The organism is Frateuria sp. YIM B11624 (assembly GCF_049727805.1).
Lineage (GTDB): Bacteria > Pseudomonadota > Gammaproteobacteria > Xanthomonadales > Rhodanobacteraceae > Frateuria_A.
Window position 1 is genome coordinate 70,895 of sequence record NZ_JBCNYA010000011.1, and the last position, 21,069, is coordinate 91,963.

Here is a 21,069-nt window from a genome sequence, read left to right on the forward strand (position 1 = left end):
GGCGTCGAACGGTAGGAGCGCACCTGTGCGCGGAAAGCCAACGGAGCGGCAAGCGGAATCGCCGCGCGCGAAATACGCCCCTTACGGCGAACCGGCGAGCCTGCACGTCGCGGCGACGAATTCCGTCATTTTCGCATGGGCAGCGCCGCTGGCGATCGTCTGGCGCGCCAGCGCGATGCCTTCGTCGATGTCGCCCGCGATGCCCGCGGTATAGAGCGCCGCGCCGGCATTGAGGCAGACGATGTCGTGCGCCACGCCATGGCGGCCACCCAGCGCGTCGAGCAGCATGGCGCGCGACTCGTCCACGCTCTCCACCCTGAGGTTGCGGCTGGAAGCCATCGCCAGGCCGAAATCCTCCGGCTCGATCTCGTACTCGCGCACTTCGCCGCCGCGCAGCTCGCCGACCAGCGTGGCGGCACCCAGCGAGATCTCGTCCATGCCGTCGCGCCCCCACACCACCATCGCGTGGCGCGCGCCCAGCGCCTGCAGCACGCGCACCTGGATGCCGACCAGGTCCGGATGGAACACGCCCATCAGGATGTTCGGCGCGCCGGCCGGGTTGGTCAGCGGACCTAAGATGTTGAACAGCGTGCGCACGCCCATCTCCCTGCGCACGGGCTGGACCACCTTCATCGCCGGATGGTGGTTGGGCGCGAACATGAAGCCGATGCCGGTCTCCGCCATGCACCGCGCCACCTGTGCGGGCCCGAGGTCGATCGAGGCACCGAGCGCCTCAAGCACGTCGGCACTGCCGGACTTGGACGACACGCTGCGCCCGCCGTGCTTGGCCACGCGTGCGCCGGCGGCCGCGGCGACGAACATCGAGGCGGTGGAGATGTTGAAGCTGGAAGCGCCGTCGCCGCCGGTGCCGACGATGTCCAGGAAATGCGGATGCGCCGGTGCCTCGACCTTGGCCGACAGCTCGCGCATCACCCGCGCCGCGCCGGTGATCTCGCCGATCGTTTCCTTCTTCACGCGCAGGCCGGTGATGATCGCCGCGGTCATCAGCGGGCTCACCTCGCCGCGCATGATCTGGCGCATCAGCGCGATCATCTCGTCATGGAAGATCTCGCGGTGCTCGATGGTGCGCTGGAGCGCCTCCTGCGGCGTGATCGAAATCTCCCGCGGGCTCATGCCGCCAGCTTCCGCCGCGGCAGGCCCAGGAAGTTGGCCAGCATGTCGTGGCCGTACTGGGTCAGGATCGACTCCGGATGGAACTGCACACCCTCGACCGGCAGCGTCTTGTGGCGCAGCCCCATGATCTCGTCGAGCGAGCCGTCCGGATGCTCGGTCCAGGCCGTCACCTCGAGGCACTCCGGCAGCGAGCCCTGCTCGACCACCAGCGAGTGGTAGCGCGTGGCCTCGAACGGATCGGGCAGCCCGGCAAACACGCCCTGCCCACGATGGCGCACCGGCGAGGTCTTGCCATGCATGATCTGCTTGGCGCGGATCACCCTGCCGCCGAACGCCTGGCCGATCGCCTGGTGTCCGAGGCAAACACCGAACACCGGAACCTCGCCGGAAAGCTCGCGCAGCACGTCCAGCGACACGCCCGCGTCATCCGGCGTACCCGGCCCCGGCGAAATCATGATGTGCGAGGGCTTCAGCGCGCGGATGCCGGCCACGTCGAGCGCATCGTTGCGCACCACCTTCACCTCCTGCCCCAGTTCGCCCAGGTACTGGACGAGGTTGAAGGTGAAGCTGTCGTAATTGTCGATCATCAAAAGCATGGCGGACACGCGGGTGGCTCTGGGCGAATCGGCATGATAGCGGGCCAGGGCAACCTGCGCCTCAGGACGATCCGGAGCAAAGACCTGGACGTCCATACGTCCCGGCGCCCGGCAGGCGCGCGGCCAGTCTGGCCACGGCGTGCCCGTGCAAATGCCGATAGCGCCGCGCGTGGACCCAGAGCAGACAGGCGACCAGCGCCAGCGCGCCCGGCAACAGCAGGGCGCTGAGGCCGCCGATGGCGAGCGCCGAACATCCATTCCGCATGGGCCGTTCCGGAAGGTGACGATGACTCCTTCCTGATCGGCCGCCGGGCCGGAATCTGGAGCGTCAGCGCAAGCGGTCGGGGGCCAGCATCCGCGCCTCGATGCCCGCGTCCTGCAGGTGGCCGGGCAAGGCACGGCCGAGCGCCAGGTTCGCGCAGGCCTCGCCCATCGCGGCGCTGGTCTGGATGCCGTAGCCGCCCTGGGCGGCGACCCAGAAGAAGCCGGGGGCGTCGGGGGCGAAGCCGCCGACCAGGTCGCCGTCGGCGACGAAGGAGCGCAGGCCGGCCCAGGTGCGGGTCGGGCGGCGGATCTCCATGGTGGTCGCCTGCTCGATGTTGTGGATGCCCAGCGCGATGTCGTACTCCTCCGGCTGCACGTCGTGCGGGTCGACCGGGTCGGCGTTGGCGGCCGAGCCCAGCAGCAGGCCGGCGTCGGGCTTGAAGTAGAACGTCTCGGCGATATCGCAGACGAACGGCCAGCGGTGCACGTCCACGCCAGCGGGCGGCTCGAACACGAATGCCGAGCGGCGCTTGGGTTGCAGGCCCAGCGGCACGACGCCGGCCAGCCGCGCGACATGGTCGGCCCAGGCGCCGGCGGCATCGAGCAGCAGCGGTGCGTGGTAGACCGCATCGCCGGCATCGACCTCCCAGCCGGTGGCGGTGCGCGAGATCGCGCGGATCGCCACGTCCAGGCGCAACTGGCCGCCGCGCGCGCGCAGGCCGCGCAGGAAGCCCTGGTGCAGTTCGTTGACGTCGATGTCCGCGGCGCCGGGCTCGTGCATGCCGATGACGGCCGCCTCCGGCCGCAGCACCGGCACCGCCGCGCGCAGCCGCGCGGCATCGTGCAGCTCGAGATCGCGCGTGTAGGGCAGGATCGCCTCGTATTCGGCACGCACGCGGTCGGCATCCGCGGCGGTACCGATCACGGTGGCACCGCGCGGCGTCAGGATGGGTGCGCTGGCGAAACCTTCCGGCGGATGGTCCAGGAACGGCCGCGTCGCGCGGGTCAGCGCGCGCACCTGCGGCGAGCCGTAGGTCTCGCTGAACAGCGCCGCCGAACGGCCGGTGGAATGCATGCCGGCGTAGGCCTCGCGCTCGAGCACCAGCACGCGCGCGTGCGGCGCGAGGAAGTAGGCCACCGAGGCGCCGGCCATGCCGGCGCCGATCACGATCACATCGGTTTCGATCGATTGCATGCGCAGACTCGTCTCAAAGGTTCCCTCTCCTGTTGCAGGAGAGGTCGGGGAAAATTGTGCGGGCGAGAGTTATCCCTTGCTCGCTTCTTGCGCTGCGGCCACGTCGCGCGATTGCCGCGCCACCACGCTGGTGGCGGTGACGTCGGCGGTGACGTTGCCCAGGGTGGCGAAGGCGTCAGGCAGCGTGTCGACCGCAAGCATCAGGCCCAGCGGCCCGACCGGCAGGCCCATCGACTGCGCCACCGGCAGGTTGGTCGCGATGAAGGTGACCGCGCCGGGCAGGCCTACCGAGCCCAGGCTGATCACCACCGCCAGCACCGCGCCGGCAATGAGCTGGGTGGCGGAGAGGTCCACCCCATAGGCCCAGGCGATGAACGCGGCCGAGGTCAGGTACTGCACCGGGCTGGTCAGGCGGCACAGCGTCACCGCCATCGGCAGCACTAGCGCGTTGACCTGCTTCGGGTAGCCCAGCCGCTGCTCGGCGCTTTCCAGCATCGCCGGCAGCGACGCGAGCGAGGATTGCGTGCTGATCGCCACCGCCTGCGGCGGCAGCAGCGCGGCGACGAAGCGGGTGAACTTCTCGCCGCCCCAGATCACGGCCACGCCGTACATCATCGCGGTGACCGCCAGGTACAGCAGGATCTCCGCCAGCACGTACACGCCCAGCGCGCTCAGCATGCTCAGGCCCGAGCGCGCGCAGACGCCCAGGATCAGCGCGAACACGCCCAGCGGCGCCACCCACAGCACCCAGCGCACCACCACGATCATCGCGTCGGCGATCGCCTGGAAGAACTCCACCAGCATCGCGCGCCGTGCCGGCGCGATGCGCGTCAGCGCGAAGCCGAGGAACAGCGCGAACACCACCAGCGGCACCATGGCGCTCTGCGCGGCCGCCATGATGGCGTTGCTGGGAATCATCGCGATCAACGACGCCGACCAGCTCACCGGACCGGCCTCCGCGGCGCCGCTCACCACGGCGTGGTCCAGCGCGCTGCGCAGCGCCGGGTTGTGCGGGAACAGCGAGAAAAGCGCGGGCGCGGCCGCGGCGGTGAACAGCGCCCCGAGCAGCAGCAACAGGATGAACACCACGATCGCGCGCCGCGCAATACGGCCCGAAGCGGCCGCGTCGCTGGCGGTGTTGACGCCGACGACTACCAGCGCCAGCACCAGCGGCACCACGGTCATCTGCAGCGCGTTCAGCCAGAGCTTGCCGACCGGTTGCACCACGTCCGCCACGTGCGCGGCGGCAAGCGGATTCCACGCTGCCAGGCCCAGGCCGAGGATGGCGCCGGCGGCCAGGCCGCCGAGCACGCGCGCGGTCGGGCTCATCGCGCGGCCTCGCTCAACGCGGGCAAATGCCACTCGCCCTGCAGCTTCTCGTAGGCGGGTCGGGGCAGCAGCACGAACACCGGGTGCTCGTCCGGACGCAGCCACGCCAGCAGGCGGTGCATCAACGAGGGATCCATCGCGGTGCAGCCGGTGGTGGCGTCGACCGGCGACTTCCACAGGTGGGCGAAGATGCAGCTGCCGCCCTGGGCACGCTGCTGCGGGTTGTGCTCGATCACGAAGCCCTGCCGGTAGCGCTGGTCGCCGTTGACGTGGATGTCGCGGCGCATCGGCTCGGTGGAACCCTCGACCGCCTGCTCGCCCACCACCTTCGCATCGACGATGCGGTTGTATTGCGGCGAGCCGCTGACGTCGACGCAGTAGTCGGTGGCGCTCAACGCGCGATACGGCATCGCCGTGTCGGCCTTGGCCGCATAGCCGAACGCCTCGCCGATGTCGAACACGCCGGCCGGGCTGCGCAGGTCGCCCTCGCGCTTGACCGGGCCGTCGTGGCGCGGTGCGTTGAGCCCCAGCCCCCAGCCGGCGCCGGCCTTGCCGATGGTGACCGCGGCGGGCTGGCCGATCTCCTTCCAGCCGTCGGCGCTGCGCGCATAGGTGCGCAGGGTGCCGTGGTTGACGTTCCAGCCGGACGTGGTGACCACGACCATCTGGCGGGCATCGGACCAGGCGTTGGCTTCGCCGGCGAGGGCAGTGCCTGCACCGGCAAGGAGCAGCATCAGGGACAGGAGCAGGCGAAGCGACATCGGAACCTCACGCGAAGCGGTGCGTAGGGTGGGGGTCAGCCCACCGTGGTGGATCCGGCGGACCGGGCCTGGCGGGTTGAAGCCCGCCTACGGGGCGATCGGCGCGCATTCACGGCTCCAGCATCAACTGGATGCGGTCGAGGTTGGCCAGCAGTTGCGCATGGCGGTCGTCATGGCTTTCGCACAGCAGCACGAACACGCAGTCGAGCAGGTGCTGCAGGGCCGACTGGTAGAGCAGCGGCTGGATGTACGGCCGCTCGTCGTGCGCGCTGACCAGCAACTGGATGTCCGCCAGCGCGCGCATCGGGTTGGCGGTGTGCCGGGTGACGCTGATCACCTTGCCGCGCCGCTCGCGGAAGTAGCGCGCGATCTTGCACAGCGCCGGATGGTTGCCGTGCTCGGAGAACACCACCAGCACGTCGCCGGCACCCGCGGCCGAGACGTTGGCGGTCATCCGCGCGGTGTCGAAGTTGTGCACGGTGAGGATGCCCAAGAGCGACAACCGCAGCGCGAAGTTGCGCGCGTAGATGTCGTCCTCGCCCAGGCCGATGATGAACACCTTGCCCGCGCGCCCCGCCTGCTCGATGGCCGCGGCGATGGCGTGGATCACTTCCGGCGGGTTGATCAGCCGGGTAGCCTCCTCCGCCTCGGACTTGCGCCGCCACAGCGCGCCGGGGCCTTCCTCCTCACCCTCGCCGGCGTGCGCCAGCGCCGGCGCGTCGCCGTTGTCGGCGCGCGCGATCGCCTCGCTGACGGAGTACTTGAGGTCCGGATAGCCCTTGAAGCCCAGCTTCTGGGTGAACTTGACCACGCTGGACTGGCTGATCCCCAGCGCGTTGGCCAGTTGCTGCGAGGAGTAGTCGCGCAGCAGGTGCGCGTTTTCCAGGATGAAGTCGGCCACGCGCCGCTCGACCGCGGACATCTGGTCGCGTTCCGAGCGGATTTTGACCAGCGGCGACATCAGTCGTCGATCCTCTCCAGGCCCCTGATCTCGCGGATGCCGAGGCCCGGGGCGTCGGTCACGGAGATTTCCGATTCGTTGAAGATTACCCCACCGTCGACCGGGTTGAACTGGGCCAGCGACGGGCCGTCCAGGTCGATCTTGCTGATCGCCTCGGCGCGCGCCACCGCCACGTGCACCGCGGCCGCCACGCTGATCGAGGACTCCAGCATGCAGCCGATCATGCAGTCGATGCCGTGCAGTTGCGCGATGTCGGCGATCTTGATCGCGTTGGAGATGCCGCCGGTCTTCATCAGCTTGATGTTGATGATGTCGGCCGCGCGCATGCGGATCAGCTCGATCACCTCCATCGGACCGAACACGCTCTCGTCGGCCATCACCGGCGTGTGCACGCGCTCGGTGACGTAGCGCATGCCTTCCAGGTCGCGCGCCTTGACCGGTTGCTCGACCAGCTCCAGCTTGATGCCGGCCTCTTCCAGCGTCTGCAGCGCGTAGACCGCCTGCTTGGCGGTCCAGCCCTGGTTGGCGTCCAGGCGCAGCAGCGCACGCCCTTCGACCGCCGCGTAGATCGCCTTCACGCGCTCGATGTCGACGCCGATGTCCTTGCCGACCTTGATCTTGAGCGACTCGAAGCCGCGCTCCACAGCGGCCACCGAGTCGGCCACCATCTTGTCGATGTAGTCCACGCTGATGGTGATGTCCGTGGTGATCACCGGGTCACCGCCACCCAGAAGCTTGTACAGCGGCGCGCCGTAGAGCTGGCCCCACAGGTCGTAGATGGCGATCTCCACCGCCGCCTTGGCGCTGGAGTTCTTCTCCATCGAGCCCTGCACCAGATGGGTCAGGCGGTTGAGGTTGGCGATCTCCTGGCCGATCAGCCGGGGCGAAATGTAGTGGCGGATCGCATCGACGATCGAGCCGTGCGTGTCGCCGGTGATCACCGCGGTGGCCGGCGCCTCGCCGTAGCCGACCTGGCCGGTGTCGGTATGCACCATCACCACGATGTCCTCGACCTGGTTGACGGTGCGCAACGCGGTCTTGAAGGGTGTCTTCAGGGGCACCCTCAGCATGCCGAACTGGATGTCTGTGATCTTCATGGGTTGCTTGTTCTTCTGTGGTCCGTAGGGTGGGCTTCAGCCCACCGGCCCTGTCGCGGGAACGTCTGGTGGGCTGAAGCCCACCCTACGGGTCGCTCATGGCCGCATGCGCACGTTGCTGGTCATGTGGTCGATGAACGTGGAGTCCTTGCCGGCGAGCATCGGCAGCAGCGGCGTCACCGAGACCGCATTGAGCTTGACGTGCCTGATCGAGCCGTCGGCGGTGCGGTAGCTCATGCCCAGCACGTCGTGGATCACCCACGGCTGGCCCTTCCACTGGCCCAGCGACAGCATGACGTGGCCCGGGATGTAGACCAGGTCGCCGAGCTCGAGCGCGTGCGCCGCCTGCAGGCGCTCCTCGTGCGAACTCGACTTGGTGAACGTGCGCTTGGCGAAGGCCGGGCTCACGCCCTGGCTGGAGGTGTTGCGCGGCATCTGCACGCCCATCGAGCGGTAGACGTCCGAGACGAAGCCGGAGCAGTCGCGCCCGTCGTAGGCGTGGCCCCAGCCGTAGCGCTCGCCGAGGAACTTGAACGCCTGGGTGATCAGGTTGCGCGGGGTCAGCGGCAGGTAGTCGGGCGCGGTGTCGGCGTTCTTCTGGATCAGCGCCGGGCTGAAGGCGAGCGAGCCGTCGGCCTTGCGCACCGGCAGTTCGACCACGTGCGCGGCGTAGGGCGTCTGGCCGTTGACCGCCTGGTCTGCGGCCAAGTCGGTGAGCACCGGCACGCGCGTGCCCATGTCCAGTTCCATCTGCGACACGGCCGGCGCCTCGCGCGTGTAGACCGTATAGACCTTGGCGCCCGTGACGATGCGGTACGGCGTCTTGTCGGCGTAGCCGAGCACGGCGTCCCTGCTGCCTTCGGCGATGTTGCTCGCCTCGGTCCAGGCGGCGTAGCGCGGGCTCACCACGAACAGCCAGCGCCCATCGCGGCTGGCATGCGCGATCACCACCGGCGTACCGGGGAACTCGGCGGTTTCCTGGAAGCGGTCGATGTCGGTGTCGCCCGGACGGCTGAACACGCGCAACGTGGTGGGGAAGGTGCGCAACGCGGCGCGGCGCACCACCATGCCGTAACGCGTTTTCTGGCTGGCCGGGATCGTGTCGAGCGCGCGAGCTGCGACGATGCCCTCGAGCGTCGCCTGCGGCACCGGCTTGCCGTCCACGTCATAGAGCGGCTTGGTCGGCGCGTCGGCCAGGTCTTCGATCCAGCCGCGCACCTGCGCGGCGCCCAGCGTCGCGGGCAGCTTGCGCAGGTCGTGCATGGACTTGTCCTGCGCGAACAGTGCGGCGTTCTGCGCCTCGATCTGCCGGCGGCTCATGATCTCCCGGTCCGGCTGCGACTGCAGGCCGATCCAGAACTGAGGCGTCAGCTGCGCATCGCCGACGCCGAGTACGCCGGAGGGCGGCACCGGCAGCGTCGAGACCTGGTCGCGCGCTTGCACCGGTGATGCTGCCAGCAGCAGTGCCAGCAATGCGGAAGAAAGCAGGATTCGCATGTTCGTGGTCCTCATGGCTAGGGCCCGGCCAGCGCAGACATGACCGAGGCCACCAGCAGGCCGAAGCCGGTACCCAATATGTAGCCCAGCAGCGCGAGCAGGATGCCGACCGGCACCAGCGCGCGCGAATAGCTCGCCGCCAGGATCGGCGTGGCCGCCACGCCGCCGATGTGCGCCAGCGAGGAGATCCCGCACAGGTACAGGTCGAAGCGGAACAGCTTGGCGAAGCCGGTCAGCAGCACCGCATGCAGTGCGATGATGGTGACGCCGCAGAGCAGGTAGAGCGGCGCCGCGGCGATGCCGTGGAAGTTGCTCTGCGAGGCCAGCACCGCCACCACGCCGAGCAGCAGCGCGCTGGAAATGGTACTCGCACCGGGAAAGCGCGCCAGCGGCGTATGCGCCACCACCAGGCCCGCGCCAGTGGCGAGCAGGATGGTCCAGGTGGTGGCGCTGACCATGGTCGAGGTCGGCAGGTAGCGCGCCACCCAAGCCGCCAGCGCGGCCGCCAGCAGCGCGAACCCCAGCCACAGCAGCACGCTGTCGTTGGTGGCCGGGCCGGTGCTCTTTGTCTCGGCCACCTTGAGGTCGCCGCTGGAGGTCGCGCGCGTCCAGCGGTTGAACGCCGGCGCCAGCCGCGCGACCGAGAACAGCACCACCACCCACATCGAATAGCAGATCGCATCGGTGAGCAGGCTCATCGCCAGGTGCTGGTCGGACATGCCGATGCCCTGCTTCACCGCGATCATGTTGGCCGTGCCGCCCACCCAACTGCCCGAGAGCGCCGCCAGCGGATGCCAGTCGTCGCCCGGCAGCCAGCGGTGGTAGATCAGGAAGGTGGCGATGAAGGCGATGAACAGGCTCACCGTGGTGCAGGCGAACACGCCGAGCACGCGCGGCCCCAGCGCGAAGATCGCGCGCAGGTCGCAATTGATCATCAGCAGGAACAGCAGCGCCGGCACCATGTGCGCGATCAGCACCGACTGCGCGCTCTTGATCTCGTCGGTGAGCTGCCACAGCCCGGAGACGGACAGCGCCGTCACCATCAGGTAGATCAGCACGATCGGCGGCAGCACGTTGAACACGCGCCAGCCGAAGCGCCGCTCCATCGCCGGGAACACGCCGGCCGCCAGCAGCATCACGGCCAGGTACGGCCATACCGTGTGGATCACTTCGCTCCCCTCGATGGGCGCCGCACCGGGCCACCTCTACTCATGCTTCATCCCCCGCGACGCCCCTGCCCATGATGATCCTGCCGGCAAGGGCCCGGAAGGCATGCGCCGCGGCGGGAAAAACGCCCCCGGATATACGCAGTTCCTTCACCATCGGGAATAGGTCATTCCTCATAGTTTGAACTGAAGCATAAATTATTGACCGCCTTTTGCAAGCGTGTTACACAAGGCCTTGATGCCAACTGGCGGGGGCGGTCGCGACATGACGAGGGTGCCAGGCAAGCAACGCAAACACGACGCTGCGCGGCGCACGCTCGCGGGCGCCGTGCTGGCCGCCCTGCTCGGCTGCGCGACGCCGACGCTGGCGAGCCTGCCGCCGCCGGGGCCGCCGGCGATCGTGGCGCAGATCGACCACGGGCACTTCGATGCCGCCCGCGCCGCCATCGCGCAGGCGCTGGCCCAGCCCGGCCTCACGCCGGAGGCGCGCGAGGCGCTCGAGTTCCAGCGCGAGCGCATGCATCGCATCCTGCTCGACTTCAAGCTCACCGCGGATGACGCGAAGGCGCGCATCCGCAAGCAGATCCCCGACCTCACCGACGCCGAGTTCGCGCGCTGGGACGATGCGGGGCTGATCGAGCACATGGTGATCGACGGCCGCACGCTCTATTTCAACCGCGCGCCGTCCAACCTGTTCCTGCTCAGCGCCGAAGCGCGTGACCGCCGTGGCGCGCCGCCGACGTCGCCTCCCAACGGACCGAACGAAACCCTCAACGACCACCACCGCGCCGCTTTCCGCGAAGCGCTCCAAAGCGGCAAGACCGGCGTGCTGCCGATGCGGGTGCGCGTGACCCAGACCCTCACGGTCGACCCCGACGCGGTGCCGGCGGGCGAAACGCTCAAGGCCTGGATTCCCTACCCGCGCGCCATCCCCGGTCAGCAGGACGACATCGAGCTGGTCGCGAGCCAGCCGGCCGGCGCACGCGTCGCTCCGGCCGACACGCTCCAGCGCACGGCCTACATGGAGGCGCCAGCGAAAGCCGGCCAGCCGACGGTGTTCAAGCTCACCTACGAGCTCACCCTGCGCGCGCAATACCACCCGATCGATCCGGCCAAGGTGGTCCCGGCGACCATCACGCCGGAGCTCAAGCCCTTCGTCGAACCGCGCCCGCCGCACATCGTGTTCACCGACGACATGCGCGCGTTCTCGCGCAAGGTGGTGGGCAACGAGAAGAATCCGTACCGCATCGCGCAGAAGCTGTTTGCCGCCGTGGACAGGATCCCGTGGGCCGGCGCGCGCGAGTACTCCACGATCACCAACATCGGCGACTACACCCTGCACGCCGGCCACGGCGATTGCGGCGAGCAGACCCTGCTGCTGCTCACGCTGCTGCGCATGAACGGCATCCCGGCGCGCTGGCAGTCCGGCTGGATGTTCTCCGACGGCACGTACGACAACATCCACGATTGGGGCCAGGTCTACTTCGCGCCCTACGGCTGGGTCCCGGTCGACGTCACCTTCGGCCAGCTTGAGCCCAAGCCGGGCGACGATCCGCGCCTGCGCTGGTTCTACCTGGGCGGCCTGGACGCCTACCGCATCGCCTTCAACGACGACTACAGCCGCCCGTTCGTGCCCGCCAAGCAGTTTCCGCGCTCGGAAACGGTGGATTCGCAACGCGGCGAGGTCGAGTGGCGCGGCGGCAATCTCTATTTCGACAAGTGGGATTACCACTTCGACTGGCAGTTCCTGCACGGACGCGACAACAAGAAGTAACCAACAACACAAGCAACCAACGTTTCAACTGACATCGACCCGGCGTCGAGGGGAGTAGGGGAAATGAGCAGCAAGGTTTGGAACATGCGCAGGACCGTGCTCGGCACGGCACTCGGACTGGCGCTCGCCGCCTTCGGCGCGCCGCCGGCGCACGCCGCCAACAACGACGGCGCCGTCGCCGGCCACACCCAGGCCGGCGCCACGGTGACCGTGACCAACCCGAGCACGGGCCTGACCCGCTCGGTCGTCGCCGACAGCGAAGGCAGCTACCGCCTGCCGTTCCTGCCGGTGGGCCAGTACACCATCAGCGCGAGCAGCGGCGGCCAGCAGGTCGGTCCGACGCGCAACGTCACGGTGGCGCTGGGCACCACCACCACGGTCGACCTGGGCGCGGTGAACGCGACCAGCCTGGCCACCATCAACGTCACCAGCTCGGTGCTGCCGGTGATCGACGTCAGCTCTACCGAATCGGCCACGATCGTCTCGCGCGCCGACCTGGTGCGCCTGCCGGTCGACCAGAACGTCACCTCGGTGGCGCTGCTCGCGCCAGGCGTGGTCAAGGGCAACGCCGGCTTCGGCGGCATCTCCTTCGGCGGCTCGTCGATCGCCGAGAACGCGTTCTACGTCAACGGCCTCAACGTCACCGACTTCTACAACCGCAACGGCTTCTCCGAGGCGCCGTTCGCCTTCTACGACCAGTTCCAGGTCAAGACCGGCGGCTACTCGGTCGAGTTCGGCCGCACCACCGGCGGCGTGGTCAACGCAGTGGCACGCTCGGGCACCAACGAGTTCAAGGCCGGCGCCGAGCTGACCATGGAGCCGGGCAGCTGGCATTCGACCGCGCACGACCACTACGACGCCGACGGCCGCCGCTACTACACCGCCAGCCGCGACCGCGACTCGCTGGTCAAGGTCAACGGCTGGGCCTCCGGTCCCATCGTGAAGGACAAGCTGTTCTTCTTCGCCATGTACGAGGCGCGCGGCAGCTCGCCGCGCAACACCGACAACACCGGCACCTCGATGACCGTCAACGGCGCCAACACCGGCTTCTGGGGCGGCACCATCGACTGGAACATCACCGACAACAACACGCTGTCGCTGATGGCCTTCTCGGACAAGAACCACAACGTCGGCGACCAGTACGGCTACGACTTCGACACCGACACCCGCAGCGATCGGATCAACCAGGTCTACAACGATACCGGCGGCCGCAACTGGGCGTTGACCTGGTCCAGCTACCTGACCAACGACCTGTCGATGAAGCTGATGTACGGCCGCAACGAGCGCCAGTCGCGCACCAGCTCCCTGCTCGACGCGCAGTGCAACTACGTGTCCGCCACCAACGGTTTCCTGTCGATCCACGATCCGGGCGTGCAGTTGGGCTGCACCAACAGCTCCACCGTGTACAACCGCGAAGACATCCGCAAGCAGGGCCGCGCGGACTTCGAGTGGACGCTGGGCGACCACCTGCTGCGCTTCGGTTACGACCACGAAGTCGACAGCTCCTCGCTGGACCAGTACTACGCTGGCCCCGGCGCGTACTACTACAACCTGTACGCGGCCGACGCCGGCTCGACCATCTCCAACGGCGGCGTGGTGCCGCCGGGCTACGACGCCTACATCCGCGCACGCCGCTACCAGATCTCCGGCGACTACGAGACCAACAATTCGGCCTGGTACCTCGAGGACAACTGGTCGATCACGCCCACCTTCGTGCTCAACGTGGGCCTGCGCAACGACAGCTTCGACAACAAGGACGGCGCGGGCAACACGTACATCAAGATGGACCGGCAGATCGCCCCGCGGTTGGGCTTCTCCTGGGACATGAAGGGCGACGGCAGCACCAAGCTGTTCGGCAACCTGGGCCGCTACTACCTGCCGGTGGCCAACGTCATCAACATCAAGCAGGGTGGCGCACTGCTGGATGAGCGCACCTACTACGCCTTCGACGGCTGGGAGTACCAGACCATCAACGGCGTGCAGTACGTCGTGCCCAAGCTGGGCCCGCAGATCGGCGACGTGGACGTCTCGCAGGGTGACGGCACCGTGCGCGACCAGCGCGCCGCCGTCGACCACGACATGGACCCGGTCTACCAGGACGAGGCCATCCTTGGCTTCCAGCAGATGCTCAACCAGAACTGGTCGTGGGGCGTCAGCGGCACCTACCGGCGCCTGCACAACGCCATCGACGACATGGAGATCAGCGCCACCGCGCAGTGCGGCGGCGACGGCTACATCGGCTGGGTGATGGCCAACCCGGGCAAGAAAGTCACCGTGTGGGGCGATACCAACTGTGACGGCACGCCGGACGGCTACCTCACGGTGGACACCTCCAAGGAAGGCTGGGCCATGTATGACGCCGACGGCAACTACCTGGGCCAGCGCGGCTGGGTGAAGCCCAAGCGCACCTATACGGCAGTAGAGTTCCAGCTCGACCGCGCCTGGGACGAGAAGTGGGCGTTCAATGCCTCCTACGTGCTGGCCTGGAACCGCGGCAACGCCGAGGGTCCGGTCAACTCCGACACCAACTTCTCCGATACCGGCCGCACCGAGAACTTCGACGACCCGTGGGTGAACTTCGGCGGCGACGGCTACCTGCCCAACGACCGTCGCCACCAGCTCAAGCTGCGCGGCACCTACGCGCTCAGTTCGCACTGGCAGGTGGGCGCCAACGCGGACATCCAGTCCGGCGGTCCGATCACCGGCTTCGGCGTGGGCAATCCGTTCGACGCAACCAACTACCACAGCTACTACATCTGCGTGGAAAACTGCGATTCGAGCACGTCGGAGGACCGCGTCTACGTGCGCTCGCCGCGCGGCAAGTACGGCAACATGCCCTGGACCTACACCCTGGACGCCAGCCTGAGCTACATCCTGCCGTTCGAGGGCGGCGGCAACCTGCGCGTGAAGCTGGCGGTGTACAACCTGCTCAACCAGCAGCGCACGGTGCGCGTGGACCAGGACCTGCAGACCGACATCTCCAACGAAACCAACCCGACCTTCCGCCAGCCGATCGGCTTCCAGGCGCCGCGCTTCACGCAGTTGACGGTGAGCGTGGATTTCTAAGGCCTCCCCGCCTGACGGCCCGCGGAACACCGCGGGCCGTCCTTTTTTTCCAGGTTGTCGATGACCCTGATGAACGTTTCTTCCCGCCACGACAAACCCTTCGTGGCGACATCCCAACCCGAATTCGATGGCGTGGACCTGCAGGCATTGGCCAGCCGCCTGGGCACGCCGCTGTACGCCTATTCCGCCAACGCGATCCGCCAGCGCATCGACGGGCTGAAGACGGCGCTGGACGGGCTCGACGCCACCATCTGCTACGCGGTCAAGGCCAACAGCAACCGCGCGATCCTCCAGCTGATGGGCGAGGCCGGGCTCGGCGCGGATATCGTCTCGGCCGGCGAGCTGCGCCGCGCGCTCGACGCCGGCATCCCGGCCGCGCGCATCGTGTTCTCCGGCGTAGGCAAGACCGAGGATGAAATCGACACGGCGCTCGCGGCCGGCATCGCCCGCTTCAACGTCGAGTCGCTGGACGAACTGCACGCGATCGAACGCGTGGCCGCGGTGCGGCAGGTGATGGCCAACGCCGCGGTGCGCATCAACCCCGACGTCGACGCGCTGACCCACGCCAAGATTTCCACCGGCCGCGCCGAGAACAAGTTCGGCGTGAGCATCGCCGAGGCGCGCCGCTGGTTCGCCGAACGCTCGCAGCTCAAACACGTGCGGCTGGATGGCCTGCACGTGCACATCGGCTCGCAGATCCTCGACCTCGATCCGTTCCGGCTGGCGCTGCACCGCGTCGCCGCGTTCTGGCGCGAATTGGCCGCGGCCGGCCATCCGCTTGCCAGCATCGACGTCGGCGGCGGCCTGGGCGTGCGCTATCGCGCCGGTCAGGACCAGCCGATCGACGCCACCGACTACGTCCAGGTGATCCGCGAGGCGCTGGCCGGCTTCGACGGCCGCCTGCTGCTCGAACCGGGCCGCTACCTGGTCGCCGAGGCCGGCATCCTGCTGACCCGCGTGCTGCGCATCAAGGAAGGCACCGAACGGCGGTTCCTGGTGCTCGACGCGGCGATGAACGACCTGCTGCGGCCCAGCCTCTACGACGCCTGGCACGACATCGTGCCGGTCTCGCCCGAGCCGCGCCCGACGGCCACCTACGACGTGGTCGGCCCGGTCTGCGAGACCGGCGACACTTTCGCCCGCGGCCGCGCACTGCCCGAATGCGCGCCCGGCGACCTGCTCGCCATCCAGGGCGCCGGCGCCTACGGCATGTCCATGGCGTCCACCTACAACTCGCGCCCGCTCGCCGCCGAGGTGTTGCTCGACGGCGGCCGCTACGCCGTCGTCCGGCGCCGGCAGACGTTCGAAGAGATGGTCGCCGGCGAACAACCGGCGCAGGATTGGCAGGCCCCCTGACTCTAGGAGCTAGCATGAACCGACTTCGCCACCTCGTCCTGCTCGCCCTGCTCGGCGGCAGCTTCCCCGCGCTGGCGCAGACGGCTCCGCCCGATCCGCCGATCACCATCGACACCCACGTCGATATCCCGTTCACCTATATGCGCGAGCCGCGCTTCGACGTCGGCAAGGACACGCCGCTGCTGGTGGACCTGGGAAAAATGGAACGCGGTGGCCTCAACGCCGCCTTCTTCGTGATCTGGGTGCCGCAGCACAAGCTCGACGCGGCCGGCTACGCCAAGGCGGTGAACCAGGCCGAGCAGAAGTACGAGGCGATCGGCCGCATGCTGATGATGTATCCGGACCGCATCCGCCTGGCCACCTCGCCCGAACAGGCGATGGCCAACCGCAAGGCCGGCCTGCTCTCGGCGATGATCGGCATCGAGAACGCCTATTCGCTGGGCCATGACCTCAAGCGGCTGGATGCCGCCTATGACCGCGGCGCGCGCTACGTCGGGCTGGTCCACGTGGGCAACAACGACCTGTGCACCAGTTCGCTGCCGGACAAGGACAACGGCGAGGCGGCGATGAACAGCAAGGGCGACCATGGCATGACCGACTTCGGCCGCCAGGTGGTCGCGCGCGCCAATGCGCTGGGCATCATGGTCGACATCTCGCATGCCTCCGACGCCTGCGTGCGTGACGCGCTGGCAGTGTCCAAGGCGCCACTGATCGCCTCGCATTCCGGCGCCCGCGCCGTGCTCGACCACCCGCGCAACCTGCCCGACGACCTGCTGCGCGCGATCGGCGCCAAGGGTGGCGTGATCCAGGCGGTGGCTTACAAGGAGTTCCTCAAGAACGACCCGGGCCGCGAGGCTGCCGAGAAGAAGCTGCAGGCCGAGGTCGCCCACGCGGCGGGCGACAAGGAATACGACAGCGACAAGCACGACTACCTGCCGGCGATGGCCGCGGGCATGGCGAAGATCCAGCAGCAATTCCCGCTGCCGACCGTGGACGACTACGTCAAGCAGATCCGCCACATTGCCGATGTCGCCGGCATCGACCACGTCGGCATCGCGTCGGACTTCGACGGCGGCGGCGGCATCACCGGCTGGAAGGACGCCAGCGAGACGCGCAACGTCACCGCCGCGCTGCGCCGCGCCGGCTTCAGCGACGCGGACATCGCCAAGATCTGGGGCGGCAACCTGCTGCGCGTGTGGCGCGAGGTGGAGCGCGATGCGCGGCACTGAGCGGAGGGCGTCTGCTCTCCAGGGCCATCATCCGTCGGGCAGGAAGCGCCTCGGCCTCGCCGCGCTGGGCATAGCGCTCCTGGTCGCCGCGCTCGGCGCCACGGCGCAGCCGGCAGATCCGACCTACGACCCGATCGTCGATGCCGTCGTCGCGCGCTACCACCTGCCGGGCATCGCGGTCGGCGTGATCGAGAACGGCCAGGTCGTCTACGCCGCCACGCGCGGCGAGACCGTGGCCGGTTCGGGACAGCCGGTCACGCCCGAGACGCTGTTCAAGATCGCTTCCAACAGCAAGGCGATGACCACCGCGCTGCTCGGCCGGCTGGTCGACCAGGGCAAGCTCGCCTGGGACGATCCGGTCACCAGGTACCTGCCCGACTTCCGCATGGCCGACCCGTGGGTCACGAAGAACATGCGCGTGGCCGACCTGCTCACCCACTCCAGCGGCCTGCCCGAGGGCGGCGGCGACCTGATGCTGTGGCCCGAACCCAATGCCTTCACCCGCCAGGACATCATCCACGGACTGCGCTACATCAAGCCCGGCTACAGCTTCCGCTCGCAATATCAGTACGACAACCTGCTCTACGTGGTGGCCGGCGAAGTCGCCGCTGCGGCGGGCGGCGCGCCGTACGAAACGCTGATGCACCGCGAAGTGTTCGAACCGCTGGGCTTGTCGCGCTGCCAGGTCGGCACCTGGAGCCGCGACGCCGTCGGCAACGTGGCCCAGCCGCACTATCGCAAGGACGGCCGCAACCGGGTCATGCGCGAGGACGGCCCGACCATCCCCGCAATCACCTCCGACCCCGCCGGCGGCATCCGTTGCGACCTCACCGACATGCTGAGCTGGGCAAAGAACTGGCTCGCGCCCACGCCGGCGCAATTGCAGTGGCTCTCCTCCACCCAGCGCCAGGTGCTGCAGTCCCCGCACATGCTGATCCCGGTGTCCAGCCAGCGCCGCGCCTGGGACCGCACGCACGTGATGGCCTACGGCTACGGCTGGCGCATGGCCGACGTGGACGGGCAGTGGGTGGTCTGGCACACCGGCACGCTGGGCGGGATGTACTCGATGCTGGCGCTGCTGCCCGATCGCAGGAGCGGTTTCGTGTTCATGATCAACGGCGAAGCCGAGGACGCGCGCACGGTGCTGGGCGAGGTGCTGACCAAGCACTTCACCGCGCCCGGCGACGGCCACGGCGTGGGCTGGTACGCCGACGCGCTCGACCACGAGGCGGCGCAGCGTCCTGCCGCCGCGCGCGCGCCGGATACCTCCGCAGCCGCCACGGTCGCGCCGGGCGCCTTCGCCTGGAGCGGCCGCTATCGCGATCCGTGGTTCGGCGAGATCACGCTCTGCCCGGTCAACGGCACCGTGCAGTGGGCCGCGCGCAAGTCGCCGCACATGCACGGCAGCGTCAAGCAACTTGGCAAGCGCTACCTGGTCCACTGGGACGACCCGGCGGTCGACCTCGACGCCTGGCTGGACCCGCACGCCGGCTCGCCGCCCACGCTCAGCATGGCCAAGCTCGACCCGCTGGGCGATTTCAGCTCGGACTATGAGGACCTGCACTTCGAACGCATCGGAGACTGTCCATGAGCCACGAACCTATCCTTTCCCCTACGTTCGGCGCAGCCCACAATCCGAGCCTTTCCCCGCTCGCGGGGGAAGGTGCCCGAAGGGCGAATGGGGGGAGCCCGGGGCGGGCGCTTTCCAGCTCGCAAACCTTCCGCCAGGAGCGCCCCCGTCCGCCTGCGGCACCTTCCCCCGCAAGCGGAGGAAGGATCACGACGGGGCTGCTCGCGGCGGCGTGCCTGCTGCTGGCCGGCAACATGGTCCATGCGGACGAGGCCGTCACGCTGTCGCCCGCCAGGACCGCCGCCGAAGCCGACCTGGTCGACATCCGCACGCTCGTCCCCGACATGGCCGAGGACATCAAGTACGCCGGCCACGACAACTTCGTCGGTGCGCCGGTGGACGGCTATCTCGCGCCCAAGTGCCTGCTCAAGCGTCCGGTCGCCGAAGCCATGGCCCGCGTCGAGCACGATCTGCGCAAGCAGCATGCGCGACTGAAGATGTGGGACTGCTACCGCCCCGCGCGCGCGGTGGCGAACTTCGTGCGCTGGGCGCACGACCTGTCCGACCAGCACACCAAGGCCGAACACTACCCGCGCCTGGACAAGAGCGTGCTGCTGCACGGCTACATCGCACCGGTCTCCGGCCACAGCCGCGGCGGCACCGCCGACCTCACGATGGAGCAGTGCGACGACCACGGCAGCCATTGCAAAGAACTGGACATGGGCACGCACTTCGACTTCTTCGACGTGCGCGCGCATACCGACACGCCGGACGTCACGCCCGCGCAGCACGCCAACCGGCTGCGCCTGCGCGCGGCGATGGAACGCGAGGGCTTCAAGAACTACACGATGGAGTGGTGGCACTACACCTGGGCCAACGAACCCACGCCGCACACGATCTACGACGTGCCGGTGAAGTAATACCCCACTCCCGCCGGAAGAAAGGCTCGAGTCCAACGCACGGAGATACGCCATGCGCCTTGCCCTGATCTTCGCTTCGCTCATCGCCGCCGGTGCCGCCTGCGCCACCGACGCCGTGCAGAACGCCGATCGACTGATGCAGAAGTACCAGGGCGACGTCCCCGGCGCCGCGCTGCTGGTGCTCAAGGACGGCAAGCCGCTGCTGCGCAAGGGCTACGGCCTGGCCGACCTGGAGCGGCACGCCAAGGTCACGCCGGATACCGACTTCCGCCTCGCCTCGGTGAGCAAGCAGTTCAGCGCCGCCGCGATCCTGCTGCTGGCCGAGGACGGCAAGCTCAAGCTCGACGACTCGATCCGCCACTGGCTGCCCTCGCTGCCGGCCACCACCGACAAGGTCACGCTGAAGCAGCTGCTCGACCACACCGGCGGGCTGATCGACTACGAAGACCTGATCCCGCCCAACCAGACCGCGCAGCTCGACGACCAGGACGTGCTGCGCATGCTCTCGGCCACGCCGCGCAGCTACTTCCCGCCGGGCAGCGCCTACCGCTACAGCAACACCGGCTACGTGCTGCTCGGGCTGGTGGTGGAGAAGGCCTCCGGCCAGACGCTGCAGGACTTCCTGAAGCAGCGCATCTTCACGCCGCTGCACATGGACCACACCCTGCTCTATGTCCATGACGCGAAGACCGTGCCCCACCGCGCCTACGGCTACAGCTGGACCAAGGGCCGCTGGCTGCGCACCGACCAGAGCCTCACCTCCGCCACCCGCGGCGACGGCGGCATCTACTCGAACATCGACGACCTGAGCCGGTGGGACGCGGCGCTCTACGACGACCGCCTGCTCAGCGACGCCTCGCGCAAGGCCGCCTTCAGCCCGCACGTGAAGGTCACCGGCGAGCCCTACGAGGCGAGCTACGGCTACGGCTGGCGCATCACTGGCGACACGCTGTGGCACTCGGGCGAGAGCATCGGCTTCCGAAATGTGATCGTGCGCTGGCCGAAGCAGCACCTGACGGTGATCCTGCTCAGCAACCGGAACGATCCAGAGCCCTACCAGACGGTGCTGAAGATCGCGCAGCCGTTCCTGGGGAAATAGCGCCGGCACCGCGCGCGGCTTGTTTCCCCTTTGACGTCATTCCCGCGAAAGCGGA

Annotated in this window: 16 protein-coding genes; 7 read left to right on the plus strand and 9 right to left on the minus strand. The window is 68.5% G+C overall.

Annotated elements, in window-relative coordinates:
* Positions 1-81 precede the first annotated feature (81 nt).
* The 9 genes from trpD to AAIL17_RS07595 all read right to left on the minus strand — a co-directional run bounded on the left by trpD (position 82) and on the right by AAIL17_RS07595 (position 10,003).
* Positions 82-1,134: an anthranilate phosphoribosyltransferase gene (gene trpD, locus AAIL17_RS07555; protein WP_424682213.1), complete on the minus strand. Its 1,053-nt coding sequence runs from the start codon at positions 1,132-1,134 to the stop codon at positions 82-84.
* A complete protein-coding gene (locus tag AAIL17_RS07560; RefSeq protein WP_424682249.1) occupies positions 1,131-1,730 on the minus strand; it encodes an anthranilate synthase component II in 600 nt (199 codons plus the stop codon). The genes trpD and AAIL17_RS07560 overlap by 4 nt, the downstream gene beginning before the upstream one ends.
* A 328-nt stretch (positions 1,731-2,058) precedes the next feature.
* Positions 2,059-3,189 carry an NAD(P)/FAD-dependent oxidoreductase gene (locus tag AAIL17_RS07565; protein WP_424682214.1) on the minus strand — a complete coding sequence of 377 codons (1,131 nt, stop codon included), beginning with the start codon at positions 3,187-3,189 and terminating at the stop codon, positions 2,059-2,061.
* Between the two features lie 69 nt (positions 3,190-3,258).
* Positions 3,259-4,518, minus strand: coding sequence for a dicarboxylate/amino acid:cation symporter (locus tag AAIL17_RS07570; RefSeq protein ID WP_424682215.1), 1,260 nt, complete (start codon positions 4,516-4,518; stop codon positions 3,259-3,261).
* Positions 4,515-5,279 (minus strand): L,D-transpeptidase family protein, encoded by a 765-nt coding sequence (locus tag AAIL17_RS07575; RefSeq protein WP_424682216.1) that lies wholly within the window; start codon positions 5,277-5,279, stop codon positions 4,515-4,517. Before AAIL17_RS07575 ends, AAIL17_RS07570 begins: the two co-directional genes overlap by 4 nt.
* A gap of 109 nt (positions 5,280-5,388) precedes the next feature.
* Positions 5,389-6,240: a MurR/RpiR family transcriptional regulator gene (locus AAIL17_RS07580; protein WP_424682217.1), complete on the minus strand. Its 852-nt coding sequence runs from the start codon at positions 6,238-6,240 to the stop codon at positions 5,389-5,391.
* A complete protein-coding gene (locus AAIL17_RS07585; RefSeq protein WP_424682218.1) occupies positions 6,240-7,337 on the minus strand; it encodes a dipeptide epimerase in 1,098 nt (365 codons plus the stop codon). The genes AAIL17_RS07580 and AAIL17_RS07585 overlap by 1 nt, the downstream gene beginning before the upstream one ends.
* A gap of 96 nt (positions 7,338-7,433) precedes the next feature.
* Positions 7,434-8,834 (minus strand): SH3 domain-containing protein, encoded by a 1,401-nt coding sequence (locus tag AAIL17_RS07590; protein ID WP_424682219.1) that lies wholly within the window; start codon positions 8,832-8,834, stop codon positions 7,434-7,436.
* A 17-nt stretch (positions 8,835-8,851) separates the two neighbouring features.
* Positions 8,852-10,003, minus strand: a complete 1,152-nt coding sequence (locus AAIL17_RS07595) for a DUF819 domain-containing protein (RefSeq protein ID WP_424682220.1) — start codon at positions 10,001-10,003, stop codon at positions 8,852-8,854.
* A gap of 262 nt (positions 10,004-10,265) precedes the next feature.
* Here AAIL17_RS07595 and AAIL17_RS07600 point away from each other — a divergent pair, with 262 nt between their 5' ends.
* The 7 genes from AAIL17_RS07600 (at position 10,266) to AAIL17_RS07630 (ending at position 21,014) form a co-directional block, all read left to right on the plus strand.
* Complete coding sequence (locus tag AAIL17_RS07600) at positions 10,266-11,774, plus strand: transglutaminase-like domain-containing protein (protein ID WP_424682221.1); 1,509 nt, start codon at positions 10,266-10,268, stop codon at positions 11,772-11,774.
* A 63-nt stretch (positions 11,775-11,837) separates the two neighbouring features.
* Positions 11,838-14,840, plus strand: a complete 3,003-nt coding sequence (locus AAIL17_RS07605; protein WP_424682222.1) for a TonB-dependent receptor — start codon at positions 11,838-11,840, stop codon at positions 14,838-14,840.
* A 69-nt stretch (positions 14,841-14,909) separates the two neighbouring features.
* Positions 14,910-16,196 (plus strand): diaminopimelate decarboxylase, encoded by a 1,287-nt coding sequence (lysA, locus tag AAIL17_RS07610; protein ID WP_424682223.1) that lies wholly within the window; start codon positions 14,910-14,912, stop codon positions 16,194-16,196.
* A gap of 14 nt (positions 16,197-16,210) precedes the next feature.
* A complete protein-coding gene (locus AAIL17_RS07615) occupies positions 16,211-17,425 on the plus strand; it encodes a dipeptidase (RefSeq protein ID WP_424682224.1) in 1,215 nt (404 codons plus the stop codon).
* Complete coding sequence (locus AAIL17_RS07620) at positions 17,412-19,016, plus strand: serine hydrolase domain-containing protein (RefSeq protein WP_424682225.1); 1,605 nt, start codon at positions 17,412-17,414, stop codon at positions 19,014-19,016. The genes AAIL17_RS07615 and AAIL17_RS07620 overlap by 14 nt, the downstream gene beginning before the upstream one ends.
* Positions 19,017-19,249: 233 nt before the next feature.
* Complete coding sequence (locus tag AAIL17_RS07625; protein ID WP_424682226.1) at positions 19,250-19,915, plus strand: M15 family metallopeptidase; 666 nt, start codon at positions 19,250-19,252, stop codon at positions 19,913-19,915.
* Between the two features lie 52 nt (positions 19,916-19,967).
* Positions 19,968-21,014, plus strand: a complete 1,047-nt coding sequence (locus tag AAIL17_RS07630) for a serine hydrolase domain-containing protein (protein WP_424682227.1) — start codon at positions 19,968-19,970, stop codon at positions 21,012-21,014.
* Positions 21,015-21,069 lie beyond the last annotated feature (55 nt).